The following is a 26298-nucleotide window of genomic DNA, read 5'->3' as shown; positions in this document are numbered from 1 at the left end:
TGAGAATACCGAGGGGTATTTCTTTCATGCTCATATTTTGTACAAAACTAAATTTTTCGTCCTTGTGACAATGTTCTGTTAAAATACGGTAAGTCTATCAAGATTTAGGTAATAGGGAGCAGGATACTGTGAGTCAAGCCGGATTTCAAAGAATCACCTGGAAAAGAATTCGAGGAGGTCTACTTTTTGCACTGGGTTGGTTACTGTCGCCGCTGTGCTGGTGGAACGATTTGATTTTTAATCTGCCCGTCGCATATGGATTTGGATATGTATTGAGTAAGCTTTCTTCAGATTGGTTCTTGGGCGGCACGATCGCGGGTTATTGGCTCTCGAATCTCGTCGGAATTTTGCTGATGCAAGTGGGTGCGATCGAAGTTTTTCAAAATCAAGACCGTAATCTAAAGAAAGACCTGTTGTGGGGTGTAGTTTCTTCGACTGCATTTACCGTTCTTGCGATCACGCTGATTCAATTTCAGATTCTTGAGATTCCGACTTCACTTTTAGAAGGTTCCTTTGATCTTGCTTCTTTACTGCCAAGAGTCAAAGGAGAATAACCGAGATGAATTATTTATTACTCTCTTGCTTTAGCTTCGGGGTTGGCATTGTTGTGGGACTGACTGGAATTGGTGGCGCTTCACTGATTACCCCAATGCTGATTTTCGTGTTTCAAGTGCCTGCTTCTGTTGCGGTCAGTTCCGATGTTGTCGCAGCGACCCTGATGAAAGTCATCGGCGGTGTCAAACATTGGCGACAGAAAACATTAGATCTAGGTGCCGTTCGCTGGTTAGCATTCGGAAGTGTGCCTGGCTCGCTTTTAGGAGTTGCAACATTGCACTGGTTGCGGCAATTTGGCGAAGTAAATTTAGATTCGATACTCTTGCATCTGATTGGCTATGCGATTTTGCTCGTGACAGCGACCGCATTAGTTCAACTTCTCCTCATGACCCTTGCACCAGCGTGGGAACTGCCCACTTTGCCCAAGTTAGATTTAGAGACACAGACAGGTCGAATGAGCGCGATCGCACTCGGTGCAATTCTCGGCTACATTGTCGGGATGACGAGCGTTTCATCGGGTTCGATGTTCGCACTCGTGCTGATTGCATTCTTTCAGCTAGATGCCCAAAAATTAGTCGGAACGGATCTGGCTCAAGCAGCAATTTTATTGACATTTACTTCGATCGGACATCTGACTCTAGGAACTATAGATTGGCACTTAGTCTTGCCGATTTGGATCGGATCAGTTCCAGGTGTGATCGTGGGTGCAAAACTCTGCAAACTTACACCCCAACGCCCGCTTAGATTTGTGATTTATCTGATGCTTGTGATGGTGAGTTGGAAGCTGGCGCATTCCGCTTAAAAGTACGCACCCACAAAGCTATAAATCAAGCCAGATAAAACTAAAAACGTAATTGCAGCATAAGTATAATCTCTCCATCTGAGAAATGTCACCAGAGAAAGCAAGACTCGAAGAATGGGAGTTGCAATTAAGACGAGTAATCCGAGTTGAATGATGCCGCGACGATGCCCTTCAAGCAGTGCTTGAACGACACCACTCGGAGAGCGATAGATCGCAGGTTCACCCTGAAAAACCCGATAATCAACAGGTTCAGCATGATGATGAATCAAATACAAAATTCCACCAACTAATACAATCAAGCTAGAGAGTTGCACACCATAGCGCAGTAGATTGCTGATCCAAAGTTCTAGTTTTGCTTCTTGCGATCGATCCAGCGTTTCATCGCTTGAGGAATTCGATCGAGCTATCAGATCCTTGTACATCTACATCCCTCCAGCCAAACTGTTGTACACCATCTTAAATGCCATTGCCATCAAAACTAGGCTAAAGAGAATTCTTAATAATCGAGTTTTAGCACCAACTAAAACTTTCGCACCGAGCAATGCACCAGGAAATACTCCTAGCATCACAGGCATGGATAGACCCGGATCAATATACCCTCGCGCCAGATAGACACCTGCCGAAGCAGCAGCCGTCACGCCGATCATAAAGTTACTGGTCGTCGTCGAAACTTTGAACGGGAGCCGCATCGCTTGATCCATTGCAAGCACCTTGAATCCACCCGATCCAATTCCTAACAATCCAGACAAAACGCCTGCAACCATCATCACGCTGAACCCAACCGGAACCGACTGCGCTTCATAGCTCATCTCACCTTGAGGAGTTGGACAAGTTCCATTTAATTTCAGTTGTACAGCTAACGGATCAGAGTCTTGATGTTCAAAAAAATCAGGTCGCGGCTGTTGAGCTAAATACGCAGAATAAAGTAATGTCACCGCTAAGACGACAGTTAACGCCTTAACTGAAATAAAGGCTCCAATCAAAGCACCCACTAACGCCCCAATCACCGTTGCGACCTCTAGAAACATGCCTAAGCGCAAGTTCGTAAGCCCCTGCTTAATGTAAGTTGAAGCAGCCGCAGAAGAAGTCGCGATCACAGAGACAAGAGAAGCCCCGATCGCATAGCGAATATCAACCCCAAACACTGACGTTAAAAGCGGAACAAGCACAACCCCACCGCCCAATCCTGTCAGTGCTCCCAGGAATCCAGCAGTGAATGAACCCAACCAAACTAGTAATGAAAATTCTAGGATATTCAAGTTGTGTCATCCTGTTAGGTTTGTAATTCTTCCGGCATCAGCGAGGTTTCTTCTGAAGGGGGTTCCAAGTTTTCAGGCTTCAGGTGCGGTCGAATGATTAAGTTTACTCCAATCACCCAAGCCAGCGACACCATCCAGCCTGCCAAAATATCACTTGGAAAGTGAACCCCTAGATAAAGACGAGTCCACCCGATCGCCACAACAAACCCGCTTCCAAGAGTTGCAATCAGCCAGCACCACCGAGTCCCCCAAGTGAGAATGACTAAGGCGGCAACAAAGCTCATGCTCGACATCGCATGCCCACTCGGAAAAGAAAAGCCAGCATGAGCAGCAGATTCCCACAAAGCAGGGCGATCTCGATGAAAGAGCGCTTTCGCAATCAGGTTAAGCACTCCAGTCCCACCAACTGCAAGTAATAGATAAGTCAGCGATCGCCATCTTTTCCGATAGAGCATGATTACGGCAATTGCGATCGTCGCTGGAACGACTCCTTTCTTAACGCCGAGCGGTGTAATCGTTTTCGCAAAAGCATCCAACCCTGGCTGTGCAGTTTGATGAATACTCAGCAAGATGGAACGATCCCAAACGAAGCCGCCGTTTTGCCAAACTATGATTGCAAGTTGCTCAAAAATCAACAGCGGCAACCCGACTCCGACAAACAATAACAGTAAAGTTTGCCAGTGGGCAATGAGAAGCTTTTGAAATAGCTTCAAAAAAGATTGAAAACGATTCTCTAGATTGAACATTGATCCGGTTACTACTCAATCAAAACAGAATTCAGCCAGTCTAATGGAACCGTGAAGACATAGTAGATTACGCCAAGCCCCAAGAGTGCGACGGTCAAACTAGACAGAATCACCCATCGATCCGGCGGTTCATAGGTATCTTCCTCAATATCGTTCCGAACTGCAAAATAATGCTGAGTTGAGAGCAATACTGCTAGCAGTCCAACAATAGAAAAAGCCAGCCCTAGCTGCCAGCCTGCACCCGGAGGTTGAGGTGCAATCGGTGGACGGAGAACTCGCAGACGAACAATCAGCACACCAAACCCCATCAAAGCAACCCCGCTCCGCATCCAAGCGAGATACGTCCGCTCATTCGCTAGATGATCTCGGATACGATTGGGATTGAGCTTCTTGGGTGGAGATTGAGTTTCTACTTCGATCGTCATGGATTCACTCCTCGAATTCCCGTCTTTGGGTACTAATCTTCAATTGGAGCATTCGGAAGGCTTGCCTGTATTGTTGCTACGGTTAAATCTGGAATCGGTAAGACACCATCACTCGATTTCGCAAATTTTGAAGGAGCAAGATTAAATTCTAGCTCTCCTTGAGCATTCACCGTTGCGTTGAGTCGCGTTCCACTCACAAATTGAGCAACAGTCGGTTCAGTCACTTCTGATAGTCCAGCTAACTTTGTTCCTGTTGGTAAATACACACCATCACAACTCCATTCATCCTCTGTCATTTCGCCATTGGCTAGATAGTAGAGCGCGCTCGGTGATTGTGGAGTTTTCTTTGCTTTATGGGCGAAAACTGCGATCGTACTTCCTGTCGAGTTGCGACACTGGGAATAGTGCGATGCCGTCTCTAGAATGTACTTTTGAAGATTTAATGCTCCTAGCTTTTGCTCAATTTCAACCGGCGTTAAATCAGATTCTTCGGGAGCTGCTTTGGCTCGGATCAGATTTGCGATCGCTTGCGTCACTTCAGCATACTCTGGCGTACCTGTGAGCTTTGGCGGATCAGCCCAGGCAGGTGAAACTCCAACCAAATTGAGCAATAGCACAAGTGCAACCAGGATAATTCTAAAACCGTTCATCGTTGGCTTCCTCATATCAATTTTCGTCAGCTTTTACGGAGGGATAGAGTGCTGGAATTTTTTCTAGTAAAGCTTTAGAGGATGTAGCTTTCGCCAGCCGCAGCAGATGAATTAATCCCATGCAGCTGATGACTAACGCTAACACTGCAAGTCCTCGGTCTTCAAGGGTATGACTATCAATCAGAATTAACATCCCTAGTCCGAGCAGTACAAAAGGCACCAGTTGATTTCCGTAGCGAGTTAGAGTTTGAGCGACTCCCGGCAAGCAGGTTAAACAATATGCAGCATAGCACCAGACTCCTACCATTGAGAAAAACACAGCGAGAATTGCTAGCAAGCTTTCCCAGGTCGCACTCGCAAACAAAGGAACATAGATTCCGATATTGTCCCCGCCATTAGCGAAAGTGACAGCTGCGACGCTATAAGTTTGAGGAGAGAGAAAATTATTAAACCAAGAAGTCTCAGACTGTTCAGAGAGTTCTTCTTCGGTTTCTTCTTCACCAGAATTGAGCAACCGATTCACACCGATCGCAATCGGCACTAACCCCAACAATCCGATCCAAGGTCGCGGAAACAATACCGTTCCAAAGTAACTCGGCAAGCTCGCAAATACGAGAGCAGCAAATCCTAGATACTGCCCACTGACAATATGCCTTCGTCGGAATATTCCATTGACCTGAGAGAAGAACAATATCAGAATCAAAATGTCGTCTAAATTTGTCGCAGTAAAGGCAGCTAGACCTTTTGAAATTGCAGTGATAAAGTCATTCATCATTTAATTTCGCTCTGTTGAATTAGCATGATTGGAATGGATCGCATGAATCGATCGCTCCATGTGTTTGACTAGATGTGGAGTCCGAAACCGTTGCACCACAAACCATCCAAAGCCGACAGCAAGATACAAGGCGAATAGATAAGGAAAGACATTCGCAGGTGCTTCTGGAGCCGGAAAAAGCGTGCTACCTGGAATCCCGATCGTGCCGACAACCGGCAGCATCATGAAGCCAACCCCCAGCACTGAGAAGATCACATCTTGAAACCGAAGTTGCTGTAGTCGATGCAGATAGATTGGAGCCGCGATCGACACTAAGATATAGACCAACAAGAATCCGTAAGTACAAATCGTGCCCAGATACCCCATACTCTCGAATGTCTTGAGTCCAAACAGATTCATAGATGCGGGAACTAGAAATGTGACCAAAGCACACAGCGCAACAGCAGTATGCGGAGTCAAATTCTCTTCGTGCGCTTCACCTAAGGCATCATGAAATACACCGTGTCGCGCCATGAGAAACATCACTCTTGCCGCCGGATTAATCGCAGCGAGAATGCAAGCAAAAAAGCTCAACCATGCTCCTAGACTAATGAAGCTCCCCAAAAAACCGACTCCTGCTTGCTCTGCTAGGAAACTCAAGGGTTCCTCACTCTGAGCCAAATTTGCAGAGCTTCCATTGAAACCCAGAACTTCAATGTATGCCATGACGATGAAGAAGATTCCAGTTTGCACAGTGCTCCGCATCACTGCTTTTGGGATATTCTTAAGCGGCTTCTGAGCTTCATCGCCCAGGGAGGTTGCGCTTTCAAATCCTGAAAAGCCAAATACAACGAGGACAATCCCCATCGAAATTCCGCCCGGAGTAGCATCTTTGAGCGTCAGTTGATGCCAATCGATCGCGAATCCTTGATGACTCCAAATCAACACGCCTAGCAGTGCAATTAAGCCAATCGAAATGCCTTCTAACCAAAGCAATGCTTTTGCTGAAAGTTGAACATCTTTATGCGCGGCATACCAAGCGATCGCTGTACCCACGGCAAACAATGTCAACACATGAGTTTGAATCCCTAGATGTGCGAACAAGACTTGTCCAAAATTCGCAAAGCCGCAGAGAACAGCCATCCCCGTGAAAAGATACGCCAGAATTAACCCCAAACCACAAAGCACACCTGCCGATGTCCCTAAGCCAGTCGCAATGTAGGTATAGAGCGATCCCGGAGAAGCAGATCGTCGAGCAAACTGATTGATATTGATACTGACAAAGACTAAGCCAACCAGACCCAGTAGAAAGCTTAACCATGTTCCATTTCCAGCCACCGCATAGATCAAAGCCAGATTTGCTGCGGGCGTAGTTGTAGGAGCAATAACCGCGATCGATTGAGCTAAAACCTCGCTATAAGAAAGACATTCTCGTTTCAAGCCATGCAAACTTGGACTAATTGGAACCTCAGCTGTCATGTAAAAACTCCTCTTTTAGCGCTTGAAATTGAGTGTTGTATTTCAAGCTTCTCAGTCTTTCTAGCCAGAAATTATTTCACACAAACTGTATTCACTGTATTCGCGCTCTGTCTATGGAAGCAAATATTCTTATTTCTTAAAACGATAACTTCAAGTGATTAGAAATAATTGTTTTGAAATTAACAAATTGAAAGATTCTAAATCCATTTTTTTAGAATCATTACAGGGAAACATTTTCAGCCATTCACTTCATTAATTGTCCCTTTAACTTTTCTCATAATCCCATCGTTTTACGAGGAATTTTTAGCGGCATTTTCTGTTGAAAAATCGTCAATTTTCCTGCGAGTTTTGCTCCAATTCCGATCAGATTATGGGAATTTTTGATTAAAAATATACTGAACATTACTGATCTTCCATTAATAGAAATCTTAACTATCTCTAAAAGACAGATTCTTTGGCTTTTCAATACTATAGTTGAGATTAGAATTGCACGATTCTGCTTAATCAGGAAATGGTGCAGACTAATCACATCGAATACGATTCAACCAGCTTTACAGAGTCCAATCGTCTCGATTTGCAGCAGAGTACAAGTCATCTCCTCATTTTAATTATTTGAATTTATCGATTTGACAAGGAATACTATTTGTCTCTATCGAACAGAGCAAATATTCTGTAGTCATTACAAAAGCTTTTCGCCTCGGATTTTGGTAGACACGAAGCTTCTTTGACAAAAGAGCGTTGGAAACCGAGAGCTTGAACAATGAGGATCAATCATGAACTGGCTAGAAGGAACGTTAATGACCGGAACAGCAGTAGCATTTGCAACAACGTTTGACGACAACCTGTATTTAACGATCTTTTTCGGCAAAGTGAATCGGACTTTCTGCCCTCGTCATGTGGTCATCGGTGAGTATCTAGGATTTACAGCATTAATCGGAGTGAGCCTCGTTGGTTTTTTGGGAGGGTTAGTCATCTCTGAGCAATTGCTTGGACTACTCGGTTTTTTGCCGATCGCAATCGGGGCGAGTCAACTGCTCAAGCACGAAGAAGATGACGACGTAGTTCACACTGTCTCTAGCAGTCTCAAAACACCTCAAGCAAGACGAACACCACAAAAATCTTTCTGGGCAACGCTGAAAGACCCGCAAACCTATCGAGTGTCTGCGGTGACGATCGCAAACGGCGGTAACAATATTGGCATCTATGTTCCTCTATTTGCGACGAGTACGCTGCCTAGATTAAGCGTGATTGTGAGTATCTGTTACGCAACGATTGGACTCTGGTGTTTCCTTTCTTATCATCTGACGCGCCAGCCTGCGATCGCGTTTGTGATTGCTCGGTATGCTCGAAAAGTTTTCCCCTTTGTCTTGATGTGGATCGGGCTACGGATCGTGATGGATAACGGCTCTTACCAATTGTTATTTCCTTAGTCATTCAGGAGAACGTAATGAAATTTCTCAGACTCGTATTGGTTGGCTTGATAGTATTGATGAACTTTGCGATCGCCCCTCCTTCTTGGGCTGGCAAAGATTTCACGAAAGGTGCTGACTATACTGAAGTCACCCAAGAAATGACTCAACTGCTACAAACACAAAGTACTCCCGAACAACTCGGCTACACTCAAGAAGCTTTGCAGCAAAGATTAGCAGCTCTGCAAATTCAGCAGCAGATTATCCAAACAGCATCGAAGCGGGCACAATGCCGAAATGCTACCAATCACAAGCTAGCAGTCTATGCCAATCTTCCCAAGAAAACCCCGACTTCGATTTACTTCTTAGAACCTGGCAAAATCACTGACGATGATTGGGATTGCGATGGTGTCTATTTACCAACGGGTACAATCGTTGCAACAAATCCGACTGAACCAAGCCAACCTCTAACCACACCGATTGCCTTCAAAATTGTAGATGGCACTCAGTTCGTCACTAGCACGAATTTTCAAACGGGTGCGATCGAATTTAATGTTCTTCCTGCAAAACAATTCCATGCAGGTGAAGTAGCATGGGCAATTCCAAACTGGACACAGGCGCAGATTGATGCCAATCCCGCGAGTCAAGAAATCTTAGATTAAGCAGCGAGTTTTTTGATTTGACGGCGATCGTTCATCTTATAACGATCGCTGTTTTTGCTTTTTTTCAATCAAATCTAGTGATTGATTTAATAGCTAAGAATATTTGCTGTTATCAATGATGTACCCTAGATTGAAGGAGTATCTTAGAGAACATTAAGCCTAGCTCTACAGAGCAGTTCTACCCATGCCCCGCCCTCGCATCCAGATTGCTCCTCATCTCACTTATGCAGAGATAATACACTGCCTGGAAACTTGCCAAGATTCAAAAGCTAAAAATTATTGGACTGCGATTCAACTCTTGAGCCATCCTACTGAACCGATGACTGTAGAACAAGTCGCTGCAATGCTCGGATATTCGACAGACTGGGTGCGGAAACTTGCAGGTCGATACAATCGATTAGGCTCGATCTCACTCTCAGAAAAGCGTCGCAATCTCAGAAAAAGATCCTCAACCACTTTTTAGCAGAATCGCTCGTCTTGCATCACTTAGAATTATCATTTCCACAAATAAGAGCATTTGATTCTATAAAATCCCTTCACTATAGTGAAGACATGCCAGCTAAAGCACAGCACAACAGTCTGTGAGCCTTGATTTCTGTGCTTTGGTTACAATCTTTTCATCAATAGGATCAATAGTATGAAGCTCTTCAAAATTGCGCTGTTCGTAGCTATTTTACTCGTGAACTTTGCGATCGCATCTCCGTCCTGGGCAGATCGACCAAAAGCAACTAAAAACGCAGACTACATTGAAGTCACAAAAACGCTTGATCGTCTCTTGCAAGAGCAAGAATCCGACGGCGCAACGCCAGCACTCAAGCAACAAATTGATGAATTAAAAATTCAGAAAGCTGCGATCGCATCAGGAATTACATGGGGACAGTGCAGCAACGAAACTGGAAGCACCCTCGCAATCTACGGTTCTGCACCCGGCGAATCATCAAAGTCTGCGGATACCCTCTACTTTCTCGCAGATGGACAAACCACACCTGACGGATGGGATTGCAGCGGCATTTACTTACCGAGCGGAACCAAGTCAGCAGAAAGTGACTCAACCAAGCCTTCAGTGTTCAAAATTATGGATGGGACTCGACTCGTTGCAAGACGCAACTCTGAGACTGGAGAAATCGTGTTCAATGCTCCACTTATAGCAGATGCGCCAGCCGAAAAAATGTCAATTCCGAACATCTCTCAAGCGTTCATCGATTCTCGAATTCCGAGTTCATTGTCTGCTGAACCGCTCGATGACTGATTTCGCTTTGACGTGGGGTAGTTTTCGGAGTAGTTTTCGGGGCAGTTTTCAAAGCTTTCACTAAACTGCCCTTTAATCCGAACTCCCGCCACAAATTAGCTTACAATCAGAGACTTAACACTTTACCGCTATCGAAGTATGAACGATCTATTAACTGTGGCAAATTCGCACACTCTGGTAGTGATTGCGGCGATCGTTGTCTCGTTTTTGCTGCTGAAACTCGTTTTTAGGATTTTGAATAGCGGAGCAGGATTAATTTTAACGATTATTGCGATCGTTCTAGGCTTGCAATATTTGCTTGGAATCAGCCCGAATCAACTCTGGAGTGAGATCACTCATTTGCCCCAGGAATTGATTCGGCTCGTCGAGAATGTTCAATTACCAGAACTCGGTTAGGTGGCATTATTTGGGAAAGAACGCAGAGTCGGAATGCTGATTGCGCCATTTCAGAAATGCCTCAACCGTTGAAAAGTACTGAACAATTTCATCGAGTCCTCCAGGTCTACCTTTCAGATAGCCTTCTAGATAGGTCGAATCTTGTCGCTTGGGGAGAGAGCCAGCATCACGATCGCGTTGTCCCTCTTGATAACGGCGTTCTCTTAAATGCTCAAACATACAATGTCATCATTAATTAACTTACAATTTCACTGTAGACATTCCAGTTCATAACAGCAAATATTCTTTTCTCTTAAAATCATCAATAAAAGTGATGAATTACAAAAGAAATCGAAGTTTCTCCGCAGGCTCTTGTTACCGCTGAATCAACTTACGCCACTGCACCAACTTCAGTGCTTGACGAGAACTATTTTGTAAGCCCATCTAGATTTCCAGAATTTGTATCAGAAGTACTTTTGTCAAATCTTGATCTGTGAAATACTAGCTTCCTAAGTTGCATAGTCCGATAAACCGACCAGTTTATCGTAGATTATTAAATTAAGGAGTTAATCGAATGACTTATGTTTTAGCGATAGCGGGAAGTCCCTCTCATCCATCAAGAACCTACAGTCTCTTGGAAACAGCGGCTCAACGGCTAGAATCAGCTTCGATTGAGACAAAAATCCTCTCCGTCCGCGATCTGCCTGCGGAAGTACTCGCATTTGGACAATATGACAGTCCAGCTTTGGAAGAACCGAAAGCCTTGCTTGAAAAAGCAGCAGGCATTATTATTTCGACTCCAATCTACAAAGCGTCTTATACAGGCGTTCTGAAAGCATTTTTAGATTTACTGCCTCAGAAAGCGCTCGTTGATAAAATTGTCCTGCCAATTGCAACCGGAGGAACGATCGCTCATCTGCTGTCGATAGAATATGCGTTGAAGCCTGTTTTATCTGAACTTGGAGCGCGTCACTTCATCAGCACAGTTTACGCAGTCGATAAGCAAATTCAGCGACAACCTGACGGATCGCTGCGACTTGACGAAGAAATTGAGCAACGCTTGGAACAGTCATTGCAAGAGTTGATTGTTGCGATTCAAAGTGCAACGACTCCTCAAGTGCTAGCTCATATCAGTTAAAGCTAGACGGTGTTCTCCTAGCTTATTGGTAGCAGGTGAATCTACTCCTTTTCATCTGCTGCTTTCTCTACTGAATATAATGATTGCTCAAACACTAACACAACATCCTGGGCAGCATTAATCCTTAAGAAACAATATCAAACGACGTGCGATCGCTAGCTTTAAGCTAGCGATCGCTTTTTAATGAGCATCACTTCTACTTATCATTCTAACAATCAGAAGTATTTGCTTTTATTAGTCTCCCCGTATACATTCAAGTTAGCAAAATTAAATAGCACTCATGACAGAGGGATTTGGATTACTGATTAGAGTATTCCAAAGATAGACCGAAGAATTGTCTGAAATTGCTTGAGGCTTTTCTTTGATCGATTGTTCTTAGCTAGTTAGCCCGTTCGGGGATATTTCACCTTGAGCGGCACATTTCTGTTTGTGTTTATCTCGACGATTAGGAGACAAATTATGAAGCCTGTTTTTGGCAAATGGTGTGCTACAGCACTATCACTCATTATAAGTTCAGCAGGTGAGATCGCGATCTCATCTCCCAGTTTCGCCCAAAGTATTAATCAAACTCCACCGATCACGCTCGTGCATCTTGCTCGGCAAGGTTATCTTCAAAATCAAGGAATTCCTTCTGGATCAGACTTAGTGCAAGCGATCGCAACTGGCACCATTACGCCTGAGGCACTCATTCAAGCCGGAATCCAGAACAATCTAGTTCCTTCAAGCGCTTTGAATGATCCGGGCTATATCAATATCGTTCAAGTCGAATTTCAAGATATTTTGCAGAGAAATCTACTTTCTTCTGGTAGCTAGTTCGTTGAAGAATCTATGTCGGGATTTCGGTCAGCAGAAGCTCAAGTCTTGCCTAAAAACATCTCAAATCTAAAACGCAAAAGCAAGTCTTTTTGATTCTCTCGTGTGGAATTAGCTCTTAGATCGAGCACACCGAAATCCCGCATACAAATCAGCAATTTTTTTCACCTCGACCGCTTAATCCCAGAAGATTCTGAGTCCAACATTGAGGCGATCATCTCCACATCAGCCTGATTCAGAATGATAAATGATGCAGTTTGAACCGATTCAATGTGATCGCTCACTCGTCTCGATCAGCACTCACAGACATACCCGCTTCAAATTCTGAATTGAATTCTCGCCACAGATGAAGCAACTGACGACCAGAGAGAGCTGCTACAACTTCAATCATCAGTAAGCTTGCAATCACACCATTCTTGCTTGGCTCAAGACTCCAGGATCAAGACAGCACAGTAAATAGAAAGCCTGAACTTCTAGCTCAAACGAGTTTGCCAAAAAGGCTTGAGGGAGTCAAACAACGGCAGATTCATTCAGACTAATTGCACAAAGCTAAAAAACTTCAAGGATTTGTAACACAGTATACTCATCTTCCTAGCGCAAATGTGGAAGAGTTAAAAAAGAGAAACTACAATATCTCTACCAACTTACAGTGGTTTCAAGAATTAAGCAACTTCTTATCGCCAAATTACCGACCCAAGCCATTTCAGTGAGACCAGTACATCTTTCATCATGAGTCTTTTTTTTGTTGAACTATTCCGGGAGATTTGAATGACATCAGCAAATCATGGAATTCATCTCAAGCTTGAAAACCTGAGAAAATCATTCCATTCTCAAGAAGTTTTACGAGGCATTGATCTCGAAGTATTACCAGGGCAATTTGTCGCGATCGTCGGTCGAAGTGGCTGTGGTAAAAGTACCTTATTGCGCCTCATCTCTAGCTTAGTTCCTCCAACAGAAGGAAGTGTGCTGCTGGATGGACAACGCTCACAACACCTCAATTCCGATGTGCGGATGATGTTCCAGGATTCGCGTCTACTGCCTTGGCAACGCGTCATTGATAATGTCGAACTCGGACTGATTGCCACGAAGCACAAGTCTCATACAACTTCGAGACAGAAAGCCAGAGAAGGATTAGTCTCAGTTGGACTCGGCGATCGTGGAAAAGAATGGCCTGCTGTTCTATCCGGTGGGCAACAGCAGCGGGTTTCCCTTGCTAGAGCATTAGTTAGTGAACCGCGTCTATTATTGCTCGATGAGCCTCTTGGAGCCTTAGATGCGTTAACCCGTGTAGAAATGCAGAGTTTACTAGAACGACTATGGCAAGAGCAGAAATTTACAGCATTCTTGATCACGCATGACGTAGAAGAGGCAGTAGTCCTTGCTGATCGTGTAGTTCTGATCGAAGACGGTCAAATTGCACTAGACATTTCAGTCGATTTACCTCGTCCTCGGCAGCGCGGAAATGCGACCTTTGCCAAGACCGTAGAAACTCTAGTACAGCGTGTGTTGGGAAAGCACGAGCAAGAATGGTCTAAAGCAGAAGTTGCTCAGCTTGAAACAATTGCGAAGTGAATGTACGAAAAGGCTGCTTAAGTCCTGAAGCTGAATAACGCAGATGAATCGAAATCTACTGATCGTATCTTTAACGAGAATAATTCTATGGGTCAACAAGCACTAAGAACAGAATCGTTTAAATTGTCATTAGGAAACCCGCAGATTCGGGCGTTGTTACCGTGGGGCTTTCCGATCGCAGTTCTCATTCTGTGGCAAGTACTCTCCTCGATTGGAATCATTCCAGCTAGAGTACTCCCTTCACCTTCTAGTGTGTTTCTAGCTGCGTGGAATTTGATCCTATCTGGTGAATTGCTGAAACATATTACAATCAGTGCCAGACGAGCGATCACTGGATTCATTATTGGGGGCGGGATTGGCTTTATATTAGGTGTACTCAACGGTTTGTTTCCGATTTCAGAAACCTTGTTTGATACAACCTTACAAATGCTACGAACGATTCCGAACCTGGCATTGCTTCCACTCGTGATTTTGTGGTTTGGAATTGGCGATGAAGCACGGTTATTCTTAGTATCGTTAGGAGTACTATTTCCGATTTACCTCAATACATTTCATGGAATCCGCAATGTTGATCCTGGATTGATTGAAATGGGTCGGGTCTATGGCTTGAAGCCACTGCAATTGTTTTGGAAGATTATCCTTCCAGGTGCAATGTCTTCGATTCTAGTCGGAGTACGTTTTTCACTGGGAATTATGTGGCTGACTTTGATTGTTGCAGAAACGATCGCGGCGGATTCTGGCATCGGCTACATGGCAATGAATGCACGGGAATTTATGCAAACAGATATTGTCGTTCTGAGTATTTTGCTTTATGCATTGTTTGGGAAATTAGCAGATGCGATCGCAAGAGCATTAGAGCGATCGTGGCTCCGATGGAATCCAAACTACAAAAACGTTTAACTTTCGAGTGCCTCACCAAGCCCATCCAACCTCTGCATAACTGGATGGGCTTTTTTTATGCTGAAAAGCTATATCTTAGATGCTGCATTGATGAAATCTGATCGTTAATCAATTTGAGAAACTACCTTTATGGTTTTGCTTCAATAAACCAGCGCCATACAACCCTTTCAGCATTGGGATTATCCTGGGGAATCGTAGACACAACCAGTAGTTCTCCATTGTTGTTAACAAACTCAAAGCGGCAGGGTGCTTGACCTGTGCCAGAACAATCTTTTACTTCTACATAACCTCGTTCTAAAAGCATTCTCACAACTTGTTCACGACGGTTAGGAGGATCGCCCTGAGTATGCGGTTGCCAGCCTTGATCGATTAGTTTTTGACGAGCTTCGGAGTAAGGCATATTTTCAGTTAGCCCCAAGGTGTTTACATGGGTTGGAGAAGCTGCCGAAGTTACGTTCTTTGTGGATTGTAATTTTTGAGTCAACCTCCAACAGCCATTTTGGTGCTGAAAAATGTAAGCACCCGGATTTCCGTAGGTTTGCACGATTTCTTCAGACTCAGTTCCGGTGACATCTCCGGTGTATCTGTACTGTGCTTTGATATAGTTCACGCGGAATGTATCTGCGCTTGTTCGATCGATATCGAGCTTGAGCCGAGTATAGGGGCTATTGTCTACACTCGATGGCACAAGTTGAACCCAGCGAGTATCTACTGAATTGATGCTAAATTCATCATCCTGGCGACGCAAAACTTCTAGCACCTGCGCGGGATTGTCGTAGTCTCGAACTTCAATACGATCGGCAGTATACATCGCCCGCAGATCGTTACCTTGTTCATCTTTGCCGAAAACGAATTTCTCAAAAAAGGTTTCATATTCAGATCGATCGCAGAACGCAGGTAGATTTGGGCGTTTTGCAATTTGAGCTTCAGAGGTTGGCTCATTCGATCGAGGAACAGTTGCAGATTTAGGAATAGGTGTGGAGCTAGATTGTGTTGCGACTGAGGAGGGAGTGCTTACATTACAAGCTTGAATCAATCCGATGAGAGCGAGCGGCATCAATTTGTAAGAATTCATGATCGTCATGTCGTGAAAAGCTAGAAAATCAACTTAGACCTGTGGACAGGCAACTCCTTTTGTGCTGATTGGTTCAATTTTCTCAGTCTTCGTGTTTGCTCTCCATGCTCGATAAATCGTTGTGCGAATATCGTCATGGGTTGCTTCTGCGATCGCAAAAATTTCTCGATCGTTCACGCCATCCAATCGACAAAACGCATAATGCAATTCTTGTGATCTAGGAAATGTTGGTAGCTCCATGACATCAACCACCTGCACAGGAACGGCCCCGCCGCGATCCCATTTGAGAACCTTGGTAAACCAGATCATTCTGGTGTTTCCTCGCTGCACGAAATCAGCCCGATATCGTCCCCCTTTCACTACCCAACCGCCGTTATCTTTGAATCCGGTTGGAAGCTGACGATAAGTTAGCCCAATGTACGATCGCAAGTTTGATCGAGAAAAAGATGAGGCTTGACCCAGAACAGGTTGAGCGACTAGCGGTAGTTGTGTGCCCAGCATGATACCTGCAATCAAGGCAACTCCAAGAAGAATGCGATCGTGCATTTTGAATCTGTTATCGATCATGGTTTGACTGAGTTTTGATTGAGCGGTCATCGTTTTACTTAAATCTTTGAATAGGTCTAAGGATTAACGCTAAGGAGGTCATGCAATTTTTGAGTTGAGTATGCCTCCGGCATCGGATTCACCGACCAAACGATAAGTTCCGCAATGAGTCTGAAGATTGAGAATCCACACCCAACCACCCAGGAGAAATTGCGCGACCGCTGGAGATCAATTCATCGCGATCGCTGATGGAAGACAGGACTGCCCGATATGTTCACGAATTAGGCGAACACTTTTACGCTGCAAAAATCACCGTTTTTCTGGATTAGAGATCAATATTTTTTCGTGATCTAGCTTTTTCAGTGGGGAACACTACTCGACAAAAGCCCTCTCCAAGCACGAATTTCCATGACGATTTCTCTCTATCTGAATCACCGCGATGTTAAATCTCGACAGAACGACGTTACCACCTTCGCTTCTGAATAATCGCTATCAAGTCTTAGGCGTATTAGGCGATGGTAGCTTTGGCATGACCTATTTAGTAGAAGATACACTGATGCCTTCGGCACGAAAGTGTGTTGTAAAACAGCTAAAACCTGTGAGTGACAATCCACAGGTGCATCAAATGGTGCAAGAACGCTTTCAACGCGAAGCTGCCGTTCTAGAGAAACTCGGCGAGAACTACGATCAAATTCCCCGTCTCTATGCCAACTTTGTCGAAGGCAATCATTTCTACCTAGTTGAAGAATGGATTGATGGAGTCACTCTAACTCAAAAAATCCAATCTGAAGGGAGATTGAGCGAAGGAACAGTGCAAGAAATTCTCTGTGGGATACTGCCTGCGATCGCACATATTCACCGTCATCAAATTATTCACCGCGATCTCAAACCGGACAATATCATCCTGCGGAATAGCGATCGTAAACCAGTCTTGATTGACTTTGGTGCAGTGAAAGAAACAATGGGAGCAATCATCAACTCTCAGACGAACAGTTCACATTCGATCGTCGTTGGTACTCCCGGTTACATGGCATCTGAGCAGCTTGCAGGACGCCCCGTTTATGCAAGCGATCTCTACAGCTTGGGAATGACCGCCATCTATTTACTAACAGGTAGACAACCGCAAGATCTCGATTCTGATCCACGCACCGGAGAGATTCACTGGCAGCATTACGCTCCAATGATTAGCCCTGGATTCGCAGCAGTACTGAACCGATCAATTCACATTAATCCTGCTGCTCGGTTCGCTTCGGCTGAAGAAATGCTCACAGCAGTTCTTGCATTAGGAAGCAGCACTTTACCGTTTGGTCATATGCAGCCTGCAAACATGATTGCAGCAGCTCAACCACTTCCGAGCATTCCTCACACCCAATTTAATTCAACCTCAAACTTTTCATCTCCACACTCTCAAATGACACCTACTTCAGCTCCAGGCAGTGAATGGAAAAAAGCAGTCATCACTGGCGGCATCATCGGTATAAGCATTCTAGGCGGAGCCTTGTTGCTCAAAAGTCAAATTCCAGGCGTTTCAACCGAAGTCAAACCATCTGCTTCTCCTAGTCCCGTTGCTTCTGCGTCACCCAGTCCATCGTCGAGTCCTGCTCCGAGTGCAGCAAGCTCACCGAAACCCTCTCCGACTGCGGCAGCCCCGGCTCAACCTACCATTCCAGCTTTAACTCAGGTTACCGATACCAATGCCACGATCGTGGGTGAACCAGGCGCAAAGAACATCCGCTCTGGAGCAACAACCAGTGACCGTGTGTTGTATCGAGGCATTCCCGGAGATCGCGTTCGGATTATTGGGACTAGTCGTAATTCAGATGGGCATCCTTGGTATCAGATACTGTTACCCGATGGCGGTACAGGATGGATTGCGGGTCAACTCGTCAATCCAGATCGACCGATTGTTCAAGCTCCAGTTTCAACTCCCGTACAATCGCAGTCTTCTGACACGAATGCCACGATCGTCGGGCAACCGGGCAGCAAGAACGTTCGGAGTGCGCCAGGAACGGACAATAGTGTAGCGCACATTGCTTATACAGGCGATCGGGTTCGCATCCTCGACATCGGAAATGATTCAGGTGGCTATGTCTGGTACAAAGTCTACTTCCCGAATTCTGGCGCGATAGGGTGGATTGCCGAACAGTTAATTCAACGAGATTAGTAATGAACTTTGAGTGTAAAGAGGTCTGAATGAGGCAATCTTTTCTGTCTTCCCGATCGCTGCGATTTATGTTGATCGCAGTGCTAAGTGCGGGGTTTATTGTCTTTGTCGGGTTAGGACTTGAATCTAAGATGGCTTCTTCAGATCCTGCCACTCAAGTTGTGCAGCCCCCTCAGCCTCAGTTCTCAGTGCCGCCTCAGAGACAGTCTCCTCCGATCGCGGTTACATTACCGCGTGAAAAGAGTGTATCTTCCGTTCCAACGGTTCCACCTCCACCCGCTATCATTCTCTCGCAACCCAATCCCGCCCCCGTGACGGTAAAAACAGCTTATGGTCATCTGCCGTATGCGGAAAATGATGCCATTCGCTTAGAAGTTGTGGGTCAGTATGTGCGCGATGGTTACGCTCGTGATGAACGATTAGATATAGAAGCTGCTCAAGCCTTTCGCCAAATGGCAAAAGCGGCAAAGGCTTCGGGGGTCTTACTCATGCCACTCTCCGGATTCCGCGAGGTTTCAGTTCAAGCAGAGCTATTTGCTCGCCAGATCGAGCGCAAAGGCAGCAAAGAAGAAGCAGCAAAGTGGAGCGCGCCCCCTGGACATAGCGAGCACCATACTGGATATGCGATCGACATTGCCGATCAGCAATCTCCTGAGAGTGATCTTAAGATTAGTTTTGAAGCTACTCGTGCTTATCAATGGTTAGCAGCGAATGCCGTTCAGTACGGGTTTGAGTTATCTTTTCCGCCCAATAACTGGCAAGGAGTGAGCTATGAACCTTGGCATTGGCGCTATGTCAGAAGTACCAGAGCGCTACAAGTGTTCGCAGCAGCAAAGCGTCCTCAGTAGTTTAAGAACACGAGAATGAAAGAGCTTGCAGAGAAGTCACAAGCCTAAATGATATAAAAGAGCATTAATTGTGAGAAGTGGGAGATAGGGAGCAGGGACATCATTTCAGATCTTCACCCTATCTCCCTATTTCCCATCTTCTTATCAGATTGGATCAACCCCCTTCAGAATCCCAGAAAGTACGGCTTGACAGGCTTCCAATTGATTCGTACACTTAATCTACGATAGATCTATCGAGTTATGCTAGATTAATATCCCCCAAACAGAGGTAAAAATGACGATTTCTACTGACTATGATCCTGCTTCTCCTGTAAGCCTACCTACCGTAGAAGAGCGCGCGCTTAGTTCTGTATTAAAGCTTGCTCCAGCACATCGCTCATTACCAATCTGGGTCAAAGCTGAGATGAACTGGGTGCGTCGATTGTGGTGGCATACGAAAGCCTATGGAACAATTTTGGGTGTGGCTCTCTTGGCCGGTGGAAGTATAGTTGTGTTGCTGTTTCATCGAAAGTTACGGCAGTTGTTTCGATGAGTTATTTTCCTGAAACGTTGCTTTGAAACCTTGCTCAAGTTGCATAAAAGTCTGACCTGCTGAAGAATTAGGGGATGCGATCGCAATCGGAGTTTCGGCATCTCCACCTGACGCACCTTTTTGTTTGAGTGCAGTAGCAAGATTGACCGCGATCGTAGATTTGCCAACGCCACCTTTCCCGCTCGAAACTGCGATCGTTATTCTCACGCCTGGAATTGTGCAGAGTTGAATATCAACCTTCTTACACCACTCTAGGCGAGAGAGGATCGTTTGGATGTGGTCTTGTAAATTGTGCTGATGGCAACCCACATAGAGCCGTAGACCAACGTAATCATCAACAATCCGCAAGTTTCACACCATGCCTAAACTCACAATGTCATTGTTCAGATCTAGTTCAATGACTTGCTTGAGTAATTGTGTAACTTCTTGAGACTGATCAGGCATTGGTAGCAGACTATATCACAGCTTGAATTTTTTGAATCGATCGTTGAGCATAAATGCAAACATCTCGTTCTGGATTTGCTTGTTTCGCCTTGATGCCTGTCATTGTTCCGGCAGTTCCACAATCAATCACCAGCACATTTTTCTGCAACCACTGAGTTTGAATAGAGCCTGTCATTGAAAATTCCTCACAGTGCATTAGAAACGGCTTCTTTCACCGCAATTTTCTTGGGAATCAGCTTGATATCGTGAAATGCATCCGCGATCGCTTGTTGCTTAGTGATCACTTCATCTGTCAAGGGCAGTACACCATACTCTCGACGTTTTTCCGCTTTTTCCAAAATAGCTGCATCAATCCCAAGTTCAGGCGATAAGAATTTTGCAACTTCTGACGGATTGCTCTTTGCAAAGTCGCTGACTTTCTTGACCTGCTCTAGCAATGTTTTCAGAGCTTGTGGCTGTTTCTCAATAAAAGATTGAGCCGCGAGATAGTAACCCCGATTTGGCGCAAGTCCAGTCGCATCTTGGATGATTCTTGCTCCTGCTGATTCTTCTGCAACCGCAAGATACGGATCCCAGATCGCCCATGCGTCTACATTTCCACCTTCAAATGCTGCTCTTGCATCCGCAGGTGTTAGAAAAGCTGGGGTGATGTCGCTATAGCTCAATCCAGCCGACTGCAAAGCGCTGATCACCAAATAATTTGTATTGGAACCTTTTGCAAAAGCAACTTTCTTTCCTTTAAGATCCTGAATTTTCTGGATTGGAGAATCTTTGCGAACGACGATCGCTTCTGCTTTCGGACTCCAAGGATCATACGCCACATATCGAACGGGCGTACCTGCTGCTTGAGCAATGATAGGCGGAGATTCCCCGGTGTAACCAAAGTCGATCGCGCCTGCATTCATCGCTTCTAGCATAGGCGGGCCTGCTGGAAACTCTGTCCAAGTCACAGAACCTCCTGCTCCAGCAAGCGCTTTTTCTAGCTCACCTCTGGATTTTAATAAGCTCAGAATGGTTGCGGCTTTCTGATAGCCGATTCTGATCGCCCCTACATTTGCAACTGGACTTGCTGTATTGCCTGAAGGCGCAGACGTAGTTGAAGGATTGGAAGAACAAGCCGCAACCAAGCTTAAACTCAATCCGATCGTGAACAAGAATGTAAACGATTTTTTAGCTTGCTGTCTAAATCGCTTCGGCAATGTCTGAAAGAACGATCGCACGTTGAACTGGGTGAACACCGCTAACTCCTTAAAACAGATGACAGGATGTAATACGCAATACCCGGTAGTCCAGGTATATTCGCTAAATCAGAATCTACGTTGAATCAGTAGAGATATTGTAGATTCGGTTCAACAGTATTGCATAAATCCTTCTGGGAAGACAAGACTTGTTCACTGATTAAGAAAATCGCCATAATGACGATTCTTTAATCTTTTAGCGATCGTATTTATAGCGCATTGCCGTAATCGATCCTTTCTTCAGTTGAAGCCACACGCGCAGCACTAGAGTAAATTGTGCAGGTCGAATCGAGGCGCGTTAGGTTCGAGGAGAAGCACTAGGTCACAAAATTTCTAGCTCCTCCATCACACTCCATGTTGTTTGAACCAAGCTTGCAAGCGTCGCCAAGCATCCTTTGCTTCTGCCTCACGATACGAAGGACGATAGTCAGCGAAGAATGCATGAGGCGCATCTGGGTAAACAATGATCTCAGATTTGCTAGAACTCGATTTAAGACGATTACGCAACGTTTCAACTGTATCTAACGGAATGCCTGTATCTTGTCCTCCATAGAGTCCGAGAACTGGAACAGTCAAAGCCGAAGCAATATCAGCTGGATGCTTGGGAGTGAGCGGAGTAGAGTTACCGACAAGACGCCCATACCAAGCCACGCCCGTTCTTACATTTGGATTGTGAGCGGCATAAAGCCAAGTAATCCAACCTCCCCAGCAAAATCCTGTTACTGCGAGTCGGCTCTTATCTCCTTGACCAGATTTAACTGCCCAGGCTACTGTGGCATCGAGATCAGAGAGCACTTGAGCATCGGGAACCTTAGCAACGATCGATCGAATTTCTTCAATGTTACTCAATTTGGAAACATCGCCTTGGCGTGCAAATAGTTCAGGCGCAATCGCTAAATATCCCAACTTAGCAAACCGCCGAGTAATGTCTTGAATATGTTCGTGCACACCGAAGATCTCTTGAATCACGAGAACAATCGGAAAGTTGCTGCCAGTCGCAGGAGCAGATCGATAAGCGGGAATCGTTCCATCTTTGACAGGAATGTCGATCGCTCCGGTTACTAAGCTTTCTGAATCTGTTTTGAGCGTTGCGCCTGAAATAGGTTGGACAGCAAGGGCAAACCCTGTTGCAAGTGTGGCTGTTGTCATAAATTTGCGACGAGTAATCGGTTTCATTGTGCCTGTTCTCTAAACAGTGATTCGCCAAATGTACTGAAGAAGAAAGAGTAAAACCTCTATCTAAAAAACTAATTAGATTATCTAACATTTCGTTTCAATAATTATGTCGCCAAGAAGACTTGAATTCTCAAAGAGGCTATGCAATACTTCAAAGTTATTCTACGGTAATACGACCGACAAACCGGATGATGTTCTGAATTAACCTGTCTGGATCGTTACAGCAAAACTGATTTGAACTTTTAGGACATACGCTATGAGTACCCTACAGCTTTACTTCACCCGGCGTTCTACCTTCTCTCAACGCACTCGCGTTGTTTTGGCAGAAAAAAAGATTGAATTTACTCCAGTCGAAATTGATCTCGCCGATAAGCCTGCTGACTTTCTCAAGATTTCTCGCTACGGGAAAGTACCTGCGATTAAGCATGGCAATGTTGAACTCTATGAGTCTGCGATCGTCAATGAGTATCTTGATGAGGTCTTCCCAGAACCACCGCTTCTACCCAGCGATCCAGCACAAAGAGCGATCGCACGCATCTGGATCGACTATGCAAATACTCGATTTGTACCTGCTTTTACTAAACTGCTGCGCGGTCACGATGCTCAAGAACAAGAGCAAGGGCGGAGAGAGTTCACAGAAGCGCTCTTGTATATTGAGCAAGAAGGACTCGGCAAACTCTCGAACAATGGCACTTACTGGCTAGGAGAGCAATTTAGCTTAGTCGATATTAGTTTCTACCCGTGGTTTGAACGGTTGCCTCTGCTCAATCATTTCCGCAAGTTTGAACTTCCAACAGAAACTCCTCGACTGCAAGCCTGGTGGAAAGAAGTGCAGAATCGTCCTTCTATCCAATCAGTTGCTAATTCTCCTGAATACTACATTGAAAGCTTCACGAAGATTTTAGGCCAACCCACTGTAGTCGGCGCAGTTCAAAAGTAGGAAAGATCCTGTATGAGTAACAGTCAGCTTCTAGATAGACTCCAAGTTGATGAACTTCCTCAAATTGAGGCAAGTTTGAACTACTTGATTCCGATGACACAAAAGCCTGTTTACTATGTTCAGGAAACGCCAGCCGGACAGCCGCAACATAGTGGATCGTTTGAGGCGCGACAAGTAGTCATCCAGAATGCGCGATCGCTCTCGAACTTATCTATCGATCGAGAAGGCTTTCAACTCGTTCATCATCACAGTTCTGTTCAGAATTTCTACGACGATGAAGCCGTTCGCTGCATTTACTATCCTGAAGCTGAAAAGCTGTTAACAGCATTGACAGGCGCGTTCAAAGTCGTTGTGTTTGATCACAATGTTCGGAATGCACAACGGGCACAACGTCATGAAGACAATGCCAAAGAGCCTGTGAAGCGTGTTCACAACGATTTCACAGCAAAATCTGGTTATAGCCGTGCCAGGCTTGAGCTAGCGGCGCGAGGCGTTGAGAACATTGATGAATTGCTTCAGCATCGATTCAGTGTAGTGAATGTTTGGCGACCGATCGCTGCCCCTGTGCAAGAATCTCCGATCGCAGTTTGTGACGCGCAGAGTCTTGCCCTGACAGATCTCGTTCCACTTGATTTGGTGTACCGCGATCGCATCGGCGAAACTTACGCGATTACCTACAACTCCTTGCATCGTTGGTTCTACTTCCCACAGCAACAGCAACACGAAGTTCTACTGATCAAATGCTTTGATTCCGCAGAAGATGAGCGAGCAAGATTCACTGCTCACAGTGCATTCGACGATCCCACAAGTCCAGTCGATGCACCTTCTCGCGAAAGTATTGAACTGCGAACTTTCATTTTCTATCCCTCATAATCTAGGAGCAAATTGACGAGATGAGCGCAAGAAAACAACTGAGATTAGGCGCTTTTTTGATGAGTTCTGGGCATCACTTAGCAGCATGGCGACACCCAGATGCCAAGGCCGATGGCGGTCTTAGTTTTGAACATTTTAAGCAAGTTGCACAAACCGCAGAGCGCGGAAAATTTGACATGATTTTCTTTGCCGATGGGGTTTCAGTCCGCGGTAGCTCCGCTTCACGTAGTGTTCGCGGAAACATCAACGCGCTGAGTCGAGCAGGACACGTCGCTCATTTTGAACCGCTGACGTTACTGTCTGCTCTCTCAGTTGTCACAGAACGAATCGGTCTAGCTGCAACGGTTTCAACCACCTACAATGAACCCTACCATCTCGCTCGCAAATTCGCTTCATTAGCCTATCTCAGTGGTGGTCGAGCAGGCTGGAATCTGGTCACTTCTGCGACGAATGCCGAAGCAAAAAACTTCAACATGAATTCAGCACAATGAATGTTGTGGATGCTCAAGATGTCATTTGCGTAGCGTTTCAATGTTCAAAGCGAGTTTTTTCCCGAGCCATAGCGCATGAGCGGTATGATCAGCAACATCATCTCCTGTTGTTGGATGCACTAAGATGTCTAATCCTTCACGATTGAGCATCAGCCATGAAACAATCTCACCAAACTGCTCTGGGGCAAACAACACCTGATACATCGATTGCGGGTGAGGTCCTACATTTGCATCATGCCAGCGTCCCAGTTGGACTTCAAAGCGATCGCTCAATCCTTGCCGCACTCGTGCAGCCGCCTCACGACTCTCTGGATTAAAGTAAACATGCGCATGGAAATCTTTGATGTCAGTCATAAGTTATTGAATAGTCAGAACGTTATTCATCAGATAAACCTAGCAAAGGTTCCTCAAAAATCTCATTCAGTAATCCCAAAGCTTCATCAATTTGAGCCACTTGTTCTGCGGTCAAGCTACTGAGCAAATCTGTAATGTAAGCGCGAGTTTGAGCGCGAGTCTGATATAGATGCTGCTTACCTTCCTCGGTCAAATTGAGTACAACTCTGCGGCGTTCTTCTGGGTTGTCATACCGCTCAACATAATTCCGCTGGACGAGCCTTTCTGTATTTGCCGATGCGGTAGCACGAGTTACTCCCAAATGTTCTGCAAGTTCAGATAACGATGCGCCGGGAGTACGATCGAGAAATGCCAGTGTTCGGAACTGCGGAACAGAGAGTTCAGTACTCTTTCGTGCCCGCATATCTGCCCGGAGACAACGCATCACTAATGGAATAACCTCCACTACCTTAGAGGCGCACTGCTCCGAAATCTTTTTCCGAGACAACTTTTTGGCTCCCATGCAACCGACACGCTCCAAATCGCTAACACAAATACGCTCAGAGTGCCATTGTACTGTATCGCCAGGATCTAAATCCACGGAGTACGTATCAGCGTCCCTGAGAGCGTCAGCGCTGGAGAATCCAAAATCTGAATTTCAATTCAAATCTTGGTGAATTTTGCAGAATCTCATCTGTATCTCTTCTATCACAAACACGCTCCAACAATTAGAAACACAAATCATCAGAATTACAGATATTTTGTCTTTTAAATACTTTTTTTCTCCTTGGTAACTATGCGATACTTCGCACAATCTACGGTGAGTTGATTGATTTAAGTAGTACTGTAG

General features: G+C 45.2%; 33 protein-coding genes. 17 read left to right on the top strand and 16 right to left on the bottom strand.

Going from position 1 to position 26298, the window contains the following annotated elements:
• Positions 1–128: 128 nt before the first annotated feature.
• Together ACMUEV_RS02885 and ACMUEV_RS02880 are read left to right on the top strand one after the other, a co-directional pair.
• Positions 129–554 carry a hypothetical protein gene (locus ACMUEV_RS02885; protein WP_190648312.1) on the top strand — a complete coding sequence of 142 codons (426 nt, stop codon included), beginning with the start codon at positions 129–131 and terminating at the stop codon, positions 552–554.
• A gap of 5 nt (positions 555–559) precedes the next feature.
• Positions 560–1357 (top strand): sulfite exporter TauE/SafE family protein, encoded by a 798-nt coding sequence (locus tag ACMUEV_RS02880; protein ID WP_190648314.1) that lies wholly within the window; start codon positions 560–562, stop codon positions 1355–1357.
• Here the strand turns inward: ACMUEV_RS02880 and ACMUEV_RS02875 are convergent.
• From ACMUEV_RS02875 to ACMUEV_RS02845, 7 genes are read right to left on the bottom strand one after another with little or no spacing between them, the layout of a single operon-like run.
• Entirely contained in the window at positions 1354–1779 is a 426-nt protein-coding gene (locus ACMUEV_RS02875) for a DUF1634 domain-containing protein (RefSeq protein ID WP_017290803.1), read from the bottom strand. The genes ACMUEV_RS02880 and ACMUEV_RS02875 overlap by 4 nt on opposite strands.
• Positions 1780–2616, bottom strand: coding sequence for a sulfite exporter TauE/SafE family protein (locus ACMUEV_RS02870; protein ID WP_190648317.1), 837 nt, complete (start codon positions 2614–2616; stop codon positions 1780–1782).
• Between the two features lie 14 nt (positions 2617–2630).
• Positions 2631–3362, bottom strand: coding sequence for a phosphatase PAP2 family protein (locus ACMUEV_RS02865; protein WP_190648319.1), 732 nt, complete (start codon positions 3360–3362; stop codon positions 2631–2633).
• 11 nt (positions 3363–3373) lie between these two features.
• Positions 3374–3787: a YidH family protein gene (locus tag ACMUEV_RS02860; RefSeq protein ID WP_017290806.1), complete on the bottom strand. Its 414-nt coding sequence runs from the start codon at positions 3785–3787 to the stop codon at positions 3374–3376.
• A gap of 32 nt (positions 3788–3819) precedes the next feature.
• Positions 3820–4437 (bottom strand): hypothetical protein, encoded by a 618-nt coding sequence (locus tag ACMUEV_RS02855; protein WP_190648322.1) that lies wholly within the window; start codon positions 4435–4437, stop codon positions 3820–3822.
• 16 nt (positions 4438–4453) lie between these two features.
• A complete protein-coding gene (locus ACMUEV_RS02850) occupies positions 4454–5212 on the bottom strand; it encodes a cadmium resistance transporter (protein ID WP_199329282.1) in 759 nt (252 codons plus the stop codon).
• The gene (locus ACMUEV_RS02845; protein WP_190648325.1) at positions 5213–6670 is read right to left on the bottom strand and encodes an APC family permease; all 1458 of its coding nucleotides are present in this window, start codon (positions 6668–6670) and stop codon (positions 5213–5215) included.
• A gap of 773 nt (positions 6671–7443) precedes the next feature.
• Between ACMUEV_RS02845 and ACMUEV_RS02840 the strand changes: the two genes are divergently transcribed.
• The 5 genes from ACMUEV_RS02840 to ACMUEV_RS02820 all read left to right on the top strand — a co-directional run bounded on the left by ACMUEV_RS02840 (position 7444) and on the right by ACMUEV_RS02820 (position 10386).
• Entirely contained in the window at positions 7444–8100 is a 657-nt protein-coding gene (locus ACMUEV_RS02840) for a cadmium resistance transporter (RefSeq protein ID WP_190648327.1), read from the top strand.
• 17 nt (positions 8101–8117) lie between these two features.
• Positions 8118–8741, top strand: coding sequence for a hypothetical protein (locus tag ACMUEV_RS02835; RefSeq protein ID WP_242044258.1), 624 nt, complete (start codon positions 8118–8120; stop codon positions 8739–8741).
• 184 nt (positions 8742–8925) lie between these two features.
• A complete protein-coding gene (locus ACMUEV_RS02830) occupies positions 8926–9204 on the top strand; it encodes a helix-turn-helix domain-containing protein (RefSeq protein ID WP_017290812.1) in 279 nt (92 codons plus the stop codon).
• Between the two features lie 174 nt (positions 9205–9378).
• On the top strand, positions 9379–9990 hold the full coding sequence (locus ACMUEV_RS02825; RefSeq protein WP_190648329.1) for a hypothetical protein: 612 nt from the start codon (positions 9379–9381) through the stop codon (positions 9988–9990).
• Positions 9991–10128: 138 nt separating this feature from the next.
• Positions 10129–10386, top strand: coding sequence for a hypothetical protein (locus ACMUEV_RS02820; protein WP_017290814.1), 258 nt, complete (start codon positions 10129–10131; stop codon positions 10384–10386).
• A gap of 6 nt (positions 10387–10392) precedes the next feature.
• On the opposite strand, the gene ACMUEV_RS02815 is transcribed toward ACMUEV_RS02820, so the two are convergent.
• A complete protein-coding gene (locus tag ACMUEV_RS02815) occupies positions 10393–10605 on the bottom strand; it encodes a hypothetical protein (RefSeq protein WP_017290815.1) in 213 nt (70 codons plus the stop codon).
• A gap of 334 nt (positions 10606–10939) precedes the next feature.
• On the opposite strand from ACMUEV_RS02815, the gene ssuE reads away from it, so the two are divergent.
• From ssuE to ssuC, 4 genes are all read left to right on the top strand, one after another.
• Entirely contained in the window at positions 10940–11503 is a 564-nt protein-coding gene (gene ssuE, locus ACMUEV_RS02810; RefSeq protein WP_190648331.1) for an NADPH-dependent FMN reductase, read from the top strand.
• 459 nt (positions 11504–11962) lie between these two features.
• A complete protein-coding gene (locus ACMUEV_RS02805; RefSeq protein WP_190648333.1) occupies positions 11963–12316 on the top strand; it encodes a hypothetical protein in 354 nt (117 codons plus the stop codon).
• Positions 12317–13084: 768 nt separating this feature from the next.
• A complete protein-coding gene (locus tag ACMUEV_RS02800; protein ID WP_190648335.1) occupies positions 13085–13888 on the top strand; it encodes an ATP-binding cassette domain-containing protein in 804 nt (267 codons plus the stop codon).
• A gap of 87 nt (positions 13889–13975) precedes the next feature.
• The gene (gene ssuC, locus ACMUEV_RS02795) at positions 13976–14788 is read left to right on the top strand and encodes an aliphatic sulfonate ABC transporter permease SsuC (RefSeq protein ID WP_190648337.1); all 813 of its coding nucleotides are present in this window, start codon (positions 13976–13978) and stop codon (positions 14786–14788) included.
• 127 nt (positions 14789–14915) lie between these two features.
• Here ssuC and ACMUEV_RS02790 read toward each other — a convergent pair whose 3' ends face one another.
• Positions 14916–15863: a hypothetical protein gene (locus tag ACMUEV_RS02790; RefSeq protein ID WP_190648639.1), complete on the bottom strand. Its 948-nt coding sequence runs from the start codon at positions 15861–15863 to the stop codon at positions 14916–14918.
• A 33-nt stretch (positions 15864–15896) separates the two neighbouring features.
• The gene (locus tag ACMUEV_RS02785; protein WP_017290822.1) at positions 15897–16460 is read right to left on the bottom strand and encodes a hypothetical protein; all 564 of its coding nucleotides are present in this window, start codon (positions 16458–16460) and stop codon (positions 15897–15899) included.
• Between the two features lie 388 nt (positions 16461–16848).
• On the opposite strand from ACMUEV_RS02785, the gene ACMUEV_RS02780 reads away from it, so the two are divergent.
• The 3 genes from ACMUEV_RS02780 to ACMUEV_RS02770 all read left to right on the top strand — a co-directional run bounded on the left by ACMUEV_RS02780 (position 16849) and on the right by ACMUEV_RS02770 (position 19953).
• The gene (locus ACMUEV_RS02780; RefSeq protein ID WP_190648339.1) at positions 16849–18573 is read left to right on the top strand and encodes a serine/threonine protein kinase; all 1725 of its coding nucleotides are present in this window, start codon (positions 16849–16851) and stop codon (positions 18571–18573) included.
• A gap of 29 nt (positions 18574–18602) precedes the next feature.
• On the top strand, positions 18603–19421 hold the full coding sequence (locus tag ACMUEV_RS02775) for a D-alanyl-D-alanine carboxypeptidase family protein (protein ID WP_242044259.1): 819 nt from the start codon (positions 18603–18605) through the stop codon (positions 19419–19421).
• 274 nt (positions 19422–19695) lie between these two features.
• The gene (locus ACMUEV_RS02770; protein ID WP_190648341.1) at positions 19696–19953 is read left to right on the top strand and encodes a hypothetical protein; all 258 of its coding nucleotides are present in this window, start codon (positions 19696–19698) and stop codon (positions 19951–19953) included.
• Here ACMUEV_RS02770 and ACMUEV_RS02765 read toward each other — a convergent pair.
• The 4 genes from ACMUEV_RS02765 to ACMUEV_RS02750 all read right to left on the bottom strand — a co-directional run bounded on the left by ACMUEV_RS02765 (position 19933) and on the right by ACMUEV_RS02750 (position 22811).
• A complete protein-coding gene (locus ACMUEV_RS02765) occupies positions 19933–20301 on the bottom strand; it encodes a P-loop NTPase (protein WP_277880198.1) in 369 nt (122 codons plus the stop codon). The genes ACMUEV_RS02770 and ACMUEV_RS02765 overlap by 21 nt on opposite strands.
• 106 nt (positions 20302–20407) lie before the next feature.
• Entirely contained in the window at positions 20408–20572 is a 165-nt protein-coding gene (locus tag ACMUEV_RS02760) for a hypothetical protein (RefSeq protein WP_190648344.1), read from the bottom strand.
• Positions 20573–20582: 10 nt separating this feature from the next.
• Positions 20583–21635, bottom strand: coding sequence for an aliphatic sulfonate ABC transporter substrate-binding protein (locus tag ACMUEV_RS02755; protein WP_190648347.1), 1053 nt, complete (start codon positions 21633–21635; stop codon positions 20583–20585).
• Between the two features lie 345 nt (positions 21636–21980).
• Positions 21981–22811 (bottom strand): dienelactone hydrolase family protein, encoded by an 831-nt coding sequence (locus tag ACMUEV_RS02750; RefSeq protein WP_190648349.1) that lies wholly within the window; start codon positions 22809–22811, stop codon positions 21981–21983.
• Between the two features lie 256 nt (positions 22812–23067).
• On the opposite strand from ACMUEV_RS02750, the gene ACMUEV_RS02745 reads away from it, so the two are divergent.
• The 3 genes from ACMUEV_RS02745 to ACMUEV_RS02735 are packed head-to-tail and all read left to right on the top strand — an operon-like array spanning position 23068 to position 25115.
• Positions 23068–23751 carry a glutathione S-transferase family protein gene (locus ACMUEV_RS02745; RefSeq protein WP_190648352.1) on the top strand — a complete coding sequence of 228 codons (684 nt, stop codon included), beginning with the start codon at positions 23068–23070 and terminating at the stop codon, positions 23749–23751.
• Between the two features lie 12 nt (positions 23752–23763).
• On the top strand, positions 23764–24624 hold the full coding sequence (locus ACMUEV_RS02740) for a CmcJ/NvfI family oxidoreductase (protein ID WP_190648354.1): 861 nt from the start codon (positions 23764–23766) through the stop codon (positions 24622–24624).
• A gap of 20 nt (positions 24625–24644) precedes the next feature.
• Entirely contained in the window at positions 24645–25115 is a 471-nt protein-coding gene (locus ACMUEV_RS02735) for an LLM class flavin-dependent oxidoreductase (RefSeq protein WP_242044260.1), read from the top strand.
• Positions 25116–25136: 21 nt separating this feature from the next.
• Here ACMUEV_RS02735 and ACMUEV_RS02730 read toward each other — a convergent pair whose 3' ends face one another.
• Positions 25137–25469, bottom strand: coding sequence for a DOPA 4,5-dioxygenase family protein (locus ACMUEV_RS02730; RefSeq protein ID WP_190648357.1), 333 nt, complete (start codon positions 25467–25469; stop codon positions 25137–25139).
• A 22-nt stretch (positions 25470–25491) separates the two neighbouring features.
• A complete protein-coding gene (locus ACMUEV_RS02725; protein ID WP_239741233.1) occupies positions 25492–25872 on the bottom strand; it encodes a MarR family winged helix-turn-helix transcriptional regulator in 381 nt (126 codons plus the stop codon).
• Positions 25873–26298 lie beyond the last annotated feature (426 nt).

This window comes from Leptolyngbya sp. FACHB-1624 (assembly GCF_047649235.1).
GTDB lineage: Bacteria > Cyanobacteriota > Cyanobacteriia > Leptolyngbyales > Leptolyngbyaceae > Leptolyngbya > Leptolyngbya boryana.
Note: the sequence above shows the minus strand (reverse complement) of the source record. Positions and strands in the feature narration are given on the sequence as shown.